This is a genomic window from Burkholderia sp. 3C, assembly GCF_054589155.1.
Genome location: NZ_BAAILN010000044.1, coordinates 438565 through 448344, shown reverse-complemented (window position 1 = coordinate 448344; position 9780 = coordinate 438565). Strand labels below are relative to the sequence as shown.

General features: G+C 65.9%; 10 protein-coding genes. All 10 read left to right on the top strand.

The window, feature by feature from the left end:
- A partial coding sequence (locus ACYP33_RS08410) for a prephenate dehydratase (RefSeq protein WP_459620931.1) occupies positions 1-388 on the top strand: 388 nt, incomplete at its 5' end.
- Positions 389-483: 95 nt separating this feature from the next.
- A complete protein-coding gene (locus ACYP33_RS08405; RefSeq protein WP_459620929.1) occupies positions 484-1410 on the top strand; it encodes a prephenate dehydrogenase in 927 nt (308 codons plus the stop codon).
- A 21-nt stretch (positions 1411-1431) separates the two neighbouring features.
- The gene (gene aroA, locus ACYP33_RS08400) at positions 1432-2733 is read left to right on the top strand and encodes a 3-phosphoshikimate 1-carboxyvinyltransferase (RefSeq protein WP_459620927.1); all 1302 of its coding nucleotides are present in this window, start codon (positions 1432-1434) and stop codon (positions 2731-2733) included.
- Between the two features lie 23 nt (positions 2734-2756).
- Positions 2757-3446 carry a (d)CMP kinase gene (gene cmk, locus ACYP33_RS08395; protein ID WP_459620925.1) on the top strand — a complete coding sequence of 230 codons (690 nt, stop codon included), beginning with the start codon at positions 2757-2759 and terminating at the stop codon, positions 3444-3446.
- 172 nt (positions 3447-3618) lie between these two features.
- A complete protein-coding gene (gene rpsA / locus ACYP33_RS08390) occupies positions 3619-5331 on the top strand; it encodes a 30S ribosomal protein S1 (protein ID WP_414444218.1) in 1713 nt (570 codons plus the stop codon).
- Between the two features lie 22 nt (positions 5332-5353).
- Complete coding sequence (locus ACYP33_RS08385; protein WP_414444219.1) at positions 5354-5674, top strand: integration host factor subunit beta; 321 nt, start codon at positions 5354-5356, stop codon at positions 5672-5674.
- Positions 5675-5942: 268 nt separating this feature from the next.
- Entirely contained in the window at positions 5943-6233 is a 291-nt protein-coding gene (locus ACYP33_RS08380) for a LapA family protein (RefSeq protein ID WP_414444220.1), read from the top strand.
- Between the two features lie 48 nt (positions 6234-6281).
- On the top strand, positions 6282-7454 hold the full coding sequence (gene lapB / locus ACYP33_RS08375) for a lipopolysaccharide assembly protein LapB (protein ID WP_414444221.1): 1173 nt from the start codon (positions 6282-6284) through the stop codon (positions 7452-7454).
- 48 nt (positions 7455-7502) lie between these two features.
- Positions 7503-8903 carry a UDP-glucose dehydrogenase family protein gene (locus ACYP33_RS08370; RefSeq protein ID WP_459620922.1) on the top strand — a complete coding sequence of 467 codons (1401 nt, stop codon included), beginning with the start codon at positions 7503-7505 and terminating at the stop codon, positions 8901-8903.
- Positions 8872-9780 (top strand): D-glycero-beta-D-manno-heptose-7-phosphate kinase (gene rfaE1, locus ACYP33_RS08365; RefSeq protein WP_459620920.1); only part of this gene is annotated, 909 nt, incomplete at its 3' end. The genes ACYP33_RS08370 and rfaE1, both read left to right, overlap by 32 nt.

Here is a 9780-nt window from a genome sequence, read left to right as displayed (position 1 = left end):
CGCGGCGATCGCCGGCGATCGCGCGGCGCTGCATTACGGCCTGCAGATCGCCTACTCGATGATCCAGGACGATCCGCACAACCGCACCCGCTTCGTCGTGATCGGCAAGGCGCCGACCGGGCCCAGCGGTTGCGATCAGACCTCGTTGATCGTCTCGGTGAAGAACGAGCCGGGCGCCGTGTTCAAGCTGCTCGAACCGCTCGCACGGCACGGCGTGTCGATGACGCGCTTCGAATCGCGGCCGGCGCGCGTCGGCACCTGGGAGTACTACTTCTACATCGACATCGAAGGCCACCGCGACAGCGAGCAGGTGGCGGCGGCGTTGACGGAACTGGGCGGCAAGGCCGCGTTCCTGAAGGTCCTCGGTTCGTACCCGCGCGCACGCTGACGCGCCGCGGCTTTGCCCGCGTGTGCCGCGACGCAAGGCCGTTCGTTCATTTCGCGCGTGGGCTGGTGCCCGCGCGTTTTTACCAGGCGGCTGCCGTGTCTGACTTTTCGTTCAACAAACTGGTGGTGTTCGGCGTCGGCCTGATCGGCGGCTCGCTCGCCCGCGCGCTGCGCGAGCGCGGCACCGTGCAGGCCGGCCGCGTGATCGGTGTGGGCCGCTCGCCCGCCTCGGTCGAACGCGCCCGCGAGCTCGACGTGGTCGATGCCATCGCCGCGCTCGATGACGACGCGCAACTGCGCGCCGCGCTCGATGGCGCCGACGTGGTGCTGCTGGCCGTGCCGGTCGCGCAAACCGGCCCGCTGCTCGCGCGCATCGCGCCGTTCCTCGATCCGGCCACGATCGTGACCGACGCCGGCAGCACCAAGTCGGACGTGGTCGCTGCCGCGCGCGAGGCGCTCGGCGCGCGAATCGCGCAGTTCGTGCCGGCCCACCCGATCGCCGGGCGCGAATCGAGCGGCGTCGAGGCCGCGCTGCCCGATCTGTATGTCGGCCGCAACGTCGTGATCTGTGCGCTGCCCGAGAACGCGCCGGCGTCGGTCGCGCGCATCGAGTCGATGTGGCAGGCCACCGGCGCCGTGGTCCGCACCATGGCGCCCGAGCAGCACGATCGCGTGTTCGCGGCCGTCAGCCATCTGCCGCACGTGCTGTCGTTCGCCCTGGTCGAGCAGATCCTCGGCGAATCGGATGCGGAACTGAAATTCTCGTTCGCGGCCGGCGGGTTTCGCGATTTCACGCGGATCGCCGCATCGAGCCCCGAAATGTGGCGCGATGTCTGCGTGGCGAACCGTGCGGCGTTGCTCGACGAACTCGACGCCTACACGCAGGTGCTCGGGCGCTTGCGCGCGGCCATCGACGCCGGCGACGGCGCGGCGCTCGAAGCCGTGTTCGTCCGTTCGCGCGCCGCGCGCACGGCCTGGCAGGAGCGCGGCGGCAAGCCGGCTGCCGGCCCCGTTCAGTCTTAACCGGATCTCTACAGGCTTCATATGGAATTCCTCGATCTCGGCCCGTATTCCCGCGCGTCGGGCACGGTCCGTCTGCCCGGCTCCAAGAGCATCTCGAACCGCGTGCTGCTGCTGGCCGCGCTGTCCGAGGGCGCCACGACGATCACCAACCTGCTCGATTCCGACGACACGCGCGTGATGCTCGCGGCGCTCGGCACGCTTGGCGTGCCGCTCGAGCGCGACGGCGACACCTGCGTGGTAACCGGTACGGGCGGCGCGTTTCCGGTCAAGACCGCCGACCTGTTCCTCGGCAACGCCGGCACGGCGGTGCGCCCGCTGACCGCCGCGCTGGCCGTCAACGGCGGCGATTACCGCGTGCACGGCGTGCCGCGCATGCATGAACGGCCGATCCGCGATCTCGTCGACGGGCTGCGCCAGATCGGCGCCGCGATCGACTACGAGCAGAACGAAGGCTATCCGCCGCTGCGCATCCGCCCGGCCGCGATTGCCGTCGATGCGCCGATCCGCGTGCGCGGCGACGTGTCGAGCCAGTTCCTGACCGCGCTGCTGATGACGCTGCCGCTGGTCGGCACGCCGGGCGGCGCGAGCGTCGTCGAGATCGACGGCGAACTGATCTCGAAGCCCTATATCGAGATCACCATCAAGCTGATGGCGCGCTTCGGCGTGACGGTCGAGCGCGACGGCTGGGCGCGTTTCACGGTGCCGGCCGCGCGTTACCGCTCGCCGGGCACGATCATGGTCGAGGGCGACGCCTCGTCGGCCTCGTATTTCCTCGCTGCGGGCGCGCTGGGCGGTGGCCCGTTGCGCGTCGAGGGCGTGGGCCGCGCCAGCATCCAGGGCGACGTCGGCTTTGCGGCCGCGCTGATGCAGATGGGCGCCAACGTGTCGATGGGCGACGACTGGATCGAAGTGCGCGGCATCGGCCACGATCACGGCCGGCTCGAACCGATCGACATGGATTTCAACCTGATACCCGATGCGGCCATGACGATCGCGGTGGCCGCGCTGTTCGCCGACGGCCCGAGCACGCTGCGCAACATCGCGAGCTGGCGCGTCAAGGAAACCGACCGGATCGCCGCGATGGGGATCGAGCTGCGCAAGGTCGGCGCGACCGTGGAGGAGGGCGCCGACTACCTGGTCGTCACGCCGCCCACCGTGCTGCTGCCGAACGCGGCCATCGATACCTACGACGATCACCGCATGGCGATGTGTTTCTCGCTCGTGAGCCTCGGCGGCGTACCGGTGCGCATCAACGATCCGAAGTGCGTCGCCAAGACCTTCCCCGATTATTTCGACCGCTTCACCGCGCTCGCGAAGCCCTGAGCCCCCGAGGCACGTTTGTTCAGATGAAATCGACTCGACCTTTCCATCCCACGCCCGTCATTGCGATCGACGGCCCCACCGCGTCCGGCAAGGGCACGGTTGCCGCGCTGGTCGCCGCGCACCTCGGCTTTCACCTGCTCGACAGCGGCGCGCTGTACCGGCTCGCGGCGCTCGCGAGCCAGCGCTACGGGATCGAACCCGACGACGAGCCGGGGCTGGCGAAGCTGATCGACGACCTGCACATTACGTTCCGCGAGGGCTGCGCCCAGCTCGACGGTGTGGACGTGTCGGACCAGATCCGCGCCGAGGCGGTGGGTAACCGCGCCTCCGCGATCGCCGTCCACCAAACCGTGCGCGCCGCGCTGGTGGCGCGTCAGCGGGCGTTTCGCAAGACCCCGGGGCTGGTCGCGGACGGCCGCGACATGGGCACCGTGATCTTCCCGGACGCGGGCCTGAAGGTGTTCCTGACCGCGAGCGTCGAGGCCCGTGCCGCGCGCCGACATAAGCAATTGATGCAAAAAGGTTTTTCTGCTAATATAGATGACTTGCTCCGGGATTTGCGTGAGCGGGACGCGCGAGACAGCAACCGCGCGGCCGCGCCGCTCAAGCCCGCGGCGGATGCGAAGCTGCTCGATACGTCGGGCCTGTCGGTCGAAGAAGCGGTCGAACAGGTTCTGGCGTGGCATCGGGAAGCATTCGGTTCCGTCGTCTGAGCAACGTATGCAGTTGGCAGTACCCGTAGTGGCAGCAGGTGCTTCGAGCAGCCGGCAAGGGCCGGTGCCGAAAGCGTGTTTCAACCCTTAACCCCGTGTGGCTTTCGCTCCGCCAACCCGGCCAGGTGGCCGAGGTACGAGACGGCGCGACACCACGCACAATTCGATTTTTATGTCCGATCTGCAAACCTCCACCCCGAATACCGAATCCTTTGCGGCCCTGTTCGAAGAGTCGCTGACCCGTCAAGACATGCGCGCCGGCGAAGTGATCTCCGCCGAAGTCGTCCGTGTCGACCACAACTTCGTGGTCGTCAACGCGGGTCTCAAGTCCGAGGCCTACATTCCCATCGAGGAATTCCTGAACGATCAGGGCGAGGTTGAGGTTCAGTCGGGCGATTTCGTTTCCGTCGCGATCGACGCGCTGGAAAACGGCTACGGCGACACGATCCTGTCGCGCGACAAGGCCAAGCGCCTGGCCTCGTGGCTCTCGCTGGAAAAGGCTCTCGACAACAACGAACTCGTCACCGGCACCATCACGGGCAAGGTGAAGGGCGGCATGACCGTGATGGTCAACGGCATCCGCGCGTTCCTGCCGGGTTCGCTGGTCGATACGCGTCCGGTCAAGGACACGACCCCGTACGAAGGCAAGACGCTCGAATTCCGCGTCATCAAGCTCGACCGCAAGCGTAACAACGTCGTGCTGTCGCGCCGTGCCGTCATCGAAGCGACCCAAGGCGAAGAGCGCGCCAAGCTGCTCGAAACGCTGAAGGAAGGCGCGATCGTCAACGGCGTGGTCAAGAACATCACCGATTACGGCGCATTCGTGGATCTGGGCGGCATCGACGGCCTGCTGCACATCACCGACATCGCATGGCGTCGCGTGCGTCACCCGAGCGAAGTCCTCTCGGTTGGCCAGGAAGTCACCGCGAAGATCCTCAAGTTCGACCAAGAGAAGAACCGCGTCTCGCTGGGCATCAAGCAACTGGGCGACGATCCGTGGGAAGGCATCTCGCGCCGTTACCCGTCGGGCACGCGCCTGTTCGGCAAGGTCACGAACATCACCGACTACGGCGCATTCGTCGAAGTGGAATCGGGCATCGAAGGCCTGGTCCACGTATCCGAAATGGATTGGACAAACAAGAACGTCGCCCCGTCGAAGGTTGTTCAGCTCGGCGACGAAGTCGAAGTCATGGTCCTGGAAATCGACGAAGATCGTCGTCGTATCAGCCTCGGCATGAAGCAATGCAAGCCGAATCCGTGGGATGACTTCAGCCGCAACTTCAAGAAGGGCGACAAGATCACGGGCGCAATCAAGTCGATCACCGACTTCGGCGTGTTCATCGGTCTGCCGGGCGGCATCGACGGCCTGGTCCACCTCTCGGATCTGTCCTGGAGCGAGACGGGCGAAGAAGCCGTTCGCAAGTACAAGAAGGGCGACGAAGTCGAAGCCATCGTTCTGGGTATCGATGTCGAGAAGGAACGCATCTCGCTGGGTATCAAGCAGCTCGAAGGCGACCCGTTCAGCAACTACGTTGCCATGAACGACAAGGGCTCGATCGTCGACGGCGTCGTGAAGACGGTCGACGCGAAGGGTGCAGTCGTGACGCTGTCGGGCGATATCGAAGGCTACCTGCGCGCTTCGGAAATCTCGCAAGACCGCGTGGAAGATGCTCGCAACGTGCTGAAGGAAGGCGACAAGGTCAACGCCATGGTGATCAACATCGATCGCAAGTCGCGTGGCATCAACCTGTCGATCAAGGCGAAGGATTCGGCCGAGCAGCAAGAAGCCATCCGCGGCATGCAAACCGAAGTCAGCGCAGCAGCAAGCGGCACGACGAACCTCGGCGCGCTGCTGAAGGCAAAGCTCGACGGCCAGAACCAGTAAGCCTCGCGAGGTCTGCTGAAGTATGACCAAATCAGAGTTGGTCGCCCAGTTGGCAACGCGATTTCCGCAACTTGTCCTCAAGGATGCGGATTTCGCGGTGAAAACGATGCTCGATGCGATGTCTGACGCCCTGGCGAAAGGCCATCGCATCGAAATTCGCGGCTTCGGCAGCTTTGGTCTCAACCGCCGTCCGGCTCGCGTGGGCCGCAATCCGAAGTCGGGCGAGAAAGTGCAGGTACCCGAGAAGTTCGTACCGCACTTCAAGCCCGGCAAGGAATTGCGTGAACGCGTCGATGGCCGCGCCGGCGAACCGTTGAAGAACGACAGCGGCGACGATGAGTAAGCGTCATCGCCCGAAGCCCTGCCCGCTGGCATGGCTGTAAAAAGCGTCCCTCGGGGCGCTTTTTTTATTGCTCGCCGTTTCCGGTTCGCCACGCCACTGCGATGCCGCGGTTGGCGACGCATCGGAATGCGAAGCGCATCGCGATGCGTGCGATGGCGCAGGCTGCCCAAGATCGGATTCACGGATCGCGAAACGCTTCCATTACAATACGGGCACTTCAGACGCGGCGGGGCAGGATGCCGCCCGCGCAACATCACAGGAGGGCTTCATGAAATTCGTTGTCTGGCTGATCCGTGTGCTGGTGTTCGTGCTGTTGCTCGTACTGGCGCTGGCCAATACGCAAAGCACCACGCTCAATTTCCTTGCCGGTTATGCCTGGCAGGCGCCGCTGATCCTGATCGGCCTCGCGTTCTTTGTCGTGGGCCTGGTTGCCGGCCTGTTGTCGGCGCTGCCGGCCGTGCTGCGAATGCGCCTCGAAAACGGTCGCCTGAAGCGCGACCTGCGCTCGGCCCGGGAAACGCCGGTGGTGATCGATCAACCGATGCCGCCCGTCATTTAACGATTAGCCGGGCCGCCTTGCGCGGGCCCGGCATTGCTTCGATACCTCATGGATCTGGATTTCTGGTGGCTGCTGGCCATCCCCGTTGCGTTCGCATTCGGCTGGATGGCGTCGCGCTACGACCTCAAGAAGCTGCTGTCCGAAAGCGCCAGCCTGCCGCGCTCGTATTTTCGCGGCCTCAATTTCCTGCTCAACGAGCAGCCCGATCAAGCCATCGATGCGTTTATCGAGGTGGCCAAGCTCGATCCCGAAACGGTCGAACTGCACTTCGCGCTCGGCAACCTGTTTCGCCGCCGCGGTGAAACCGATCGCGCGATCCGGGTGCATCAGAATCTGTTGAACCGCAACGACCTGCCCGTCAACGAACGCGACCACGCGCTCTACGAACTGGGCCAGGATTTCCTCAAGGCCGGCCTGCTCGACCGCGCCGAGGAATCGTTCCACATGCTGGCCGACGGCGATTACGCGCTCGGCGCGCAGCGTGCGCTGCTGACGATCTACGGCATCGAGAAGGATTGGAACAAGTCGATCCAGACAGCCGGCAAGATCGAATCGATGGACGGCGGCTCGCTGGCCACGGAAATCGCGCAGTTTCATTGCGAACTGGCGCAGGAGGCCTTGGCGAAGAAGAACGCCGAGGCGGCCGGCAGCCAGTTGCGCGACGCGCTCGCCGTCAATCCGCAGAACGTGCGTGCCACCATCCTGTCGGGCGACGTGGCCGCGGCGGCCGGCCATCACGAGGCCGCGATCGGCCATTGGCAGCGCGTCGAGCAGCAGAACGCCGCGTATCTGCCGTTGGTGGCCGAGAAGCTCATGAAGTCGTATCTGGCGCTCGACCGTGCCGCCGAGGGCGCGGCGTTGCTGACCGGCTATGCCGATCGCTATCCGTCGAACGACCTGCTCGACGTGGTGTTCCAGTACGTGTCCGAGTTGCGCGGTGCCGATGTCGCGCATACGCTGGCGCGCACCCAGATGCAGAAGGCGCCGAATCTGTCGGGTATGCTCCACCTGCTTGACGCCCAGATCGCCACGGCCGACGAGCCGCGGCGGGCGGAGCTGGAGATGATGCGCACGCTGGTCAAGCAGCGCACCAAGAACCTGCCGCGCTATACCTGCCACGACTGCGGGTTCCGGGCGCGGCTGTTCTATTGGCAATGCCCGGGCTGCAGCGGCTGGGAAACCTACGCACCGCGGCGCGTCGAAGCCGGCGTCTCGAATTAGTAGGCACGGAATTCTGCTCAACCTCCGGAACGAATCACCGGGAAACCTATGAAAATCACCATCATCGGCACCGGCTATGTCGGTCTCGTCACGGGCGCCTGCCTCGCGGAGATCGGCCATGACGTGTTCTGTCTCGACGTCGATCCGCGCAAGATCGAGATCCTCAATAACGGCGGCATTCCGATCCACGAGCCGGGGCTGCAGGAAATCATCGCGCGCACGCGCGCGGCCGGCCGGATCACGTTCTCGACCGACATCGAGGCGAGCGTCGCGCATGGCGAGATCCAGTTCATCGCGGTCGGCACGCCGCCCGACGAGGATGGCTCGGCCGACCTGCAATACGTGCTCGAAGCGGCGCGCAACATCGGCCGCTACATGGCCGGCGCGAAGGTGATCGTCGACAAGTCGACGGTGCCGGTCGGTACGGCCCAGCGCGTCGGCGGCGTGGTCGAGCAGGCGTTGGCCGCGCGTGGTCTGGCGGATAGCGACTTGCACCGTTTTTCGGTGGTATCGAACCCCGAGTTTCTGAAGGAAGGCGCGGCCGTCGAGGATTTCATGCGGCCCGACCGGATCATCATCGGTGTGGACGACGATGCCGCCGGCACGATCGCGCGCGAGAAGATGAAGAAGCTCTACGCGCCGTTCAACCGCAACCACGAACGCACCCTCTACATGGACGTGCGCTCGGCCGAATTCACCAAGTACGCGGCCAATGCGATGCTGGCCACGCGCATCTCGTTCATGAACGAGATGTCGAACCTGGCCGAGCGCGTCGGCGCCGATATCGAATCGGTGCGGCGCGGCATCGGTTCCGATCCGCGTATCGGCTATCACTTCCTCTACGCGGGCGTCGGTTACGGCGGCTCGTGTTTCCCGAAGGACGTGCAGGCGCTGATCCGCACCGCCGCCGAAAACGGCCAGCCGCTGCGCATTCTCGACGCCGTCGAGGCCGTCAACCACGCACAGAAAAGCGTGCTGCTCGCGAAGATCGAAAAGCAGTTCGGCACCGATCTGGCCGGCCGCAGCTTCGCCGTGTGGGGCCTCGCGTTCAAGCCGAACACCGACGACATGCGCGAGGCGCCGAGCCGCACGCTGATCGCCTCGCTGCTGGAGCGCGGCGCCTCGGTGCGCGCCTATGATCCGGTCGCGATCGACGAGGCGCGGCGCGTGTTCGCGCTCGACTTCGCCGGCAACGAGGCCGCGCTGGCGGGCCTGAGCTTCGTCGCCACCAAGGAAGAGGCGGTGACGGGCGCCGATGCGCTGGTCGTCGTCACCGAATGGAAGGAATTCAAGAGCCCCGATTTCGCGCATCTGAAATCGGTGCTGAATGCGCCCGTGATCTTCGACGGCCGCAATCTCTATGAACCCGAGGCGCTGGCCGAACTCGGGATCGATTACCACGCAATCGGACGTCCGCATGTCGCAGCTCAATCCTCCGCGCGCGGCTGAGGCCGCATCGAACGTCGCCACGGTGTCGCGCGAGCGGCTGGCGAAGTCGCGCGTGCTGGTGGTGGGCGACGTCATGCTCGACCGCTACTGGTTCGGCAACGTGAACCGCATCTCGCCCGAGGCGCCGGTGCCGGTGGTGCACGTGCAGCGCCAGGAAGAGCGGCTCGGCGGCGCGGCCAACGTGGCGCGCAACATCGTCACGCTGGGCGCGAATGCGGGCCTGCTGTGCGTGGTCGGCACCGACGAGCCGGGCGAGCGCATCGTCGGCCTGCTCGGCGAGAGCGGCGTCGAGACGCACCTCGAACGCGACGCGCAACTGCCGACCACCATCAAGCTGCGCGTGCTCGCGCAGCAGCAGCAATTGCTGCGCGTCGATTTCGAGGCCTCGCCGCAGCACGAAGTGCTGCTGGCCGGCCTGGCGCGCTTCGACACGCTGCTGCCCACGCACGGCGTGGTGCTGATGTCCGACTACGCCAAGGGCGGCCTCACGCACGTGACGACGATGATCGCCAACGCGCGCGCGGCCGGGCTGCCGGTGCTGGTCGATCCGAAGGGCACCGATTGGGCGCGCTATCGCGGCGCTTCGCTGATCACGCCGAATCGCGCCGAATTGCGCGAGGTGGTGGGCCGCTGGCATTCCGAGGACGATCTGCGCGCACGCGTGCGCGAGTTGCGCACCTCGCTGGCGCTCGACGCGCTGCTGCTGACGCGCTCGGAAGAGGGCATGACGCTCTACTCCGACGCGGGCGAGCTGAACGTGCCGGCGCTCGCGCGCGAGGTGTTCGACGTGTCGGGCGCGGGCGACACCGTGATCGCGACGGTGGCGGCCATGCTCGGCGCGGGCCTCACGCTCGACGAGGCCGTGATGCTCGCGAAT

Coding starts and splice junctions, on each gene's coding strand:
- aroA (WP_459620927.1), top strand. CDS start 1,432: ATGGAATTCCTCGATCTCGGCCCGTATTCCCGCGCGTCGGGCACGGTC.
- cmk (WP_459620925.1), top strand. CDS start 2,757: ATGAAATCGACTCGACCTTTCCATCCCACGCCCGTCATTGCGATCGAC.
- rpsA (WP_414444218.1), top strand. CDS start 3,619: ATGTCCGATCTGCAAACCTCCACCCCGAATACCGAATCCTTTGCGGCC.
- ACYP33_RS08385 (WP_414444219.1), top strand. CDS start 5,354: ATGACCAAATCAGAGTTGGTCGCCCAGTTGGCAACGCGATTTCCGCAA.
- ACYP33_RS08380 (WP_414444220.1), top strand. CDS start 5,943: ATGAAATTCGTTGTCTGGCTGATCCGTGTGCTGGTGTTCGTGCTGTTG.
- lapB (WP_414444221.1), top strand. CDS start 6,282: ATGGATCTGGATTTCTGGTGGCTGCTGGCCATCCCCGTTGCGTTCGCA.
- ACYP33_RS08370 (WP_459620922.1), top strand. CDS start 7,503: ATGAAAATCACCATCATCGGCACCGGCTATGTCGGTCTCGTCACGGGC.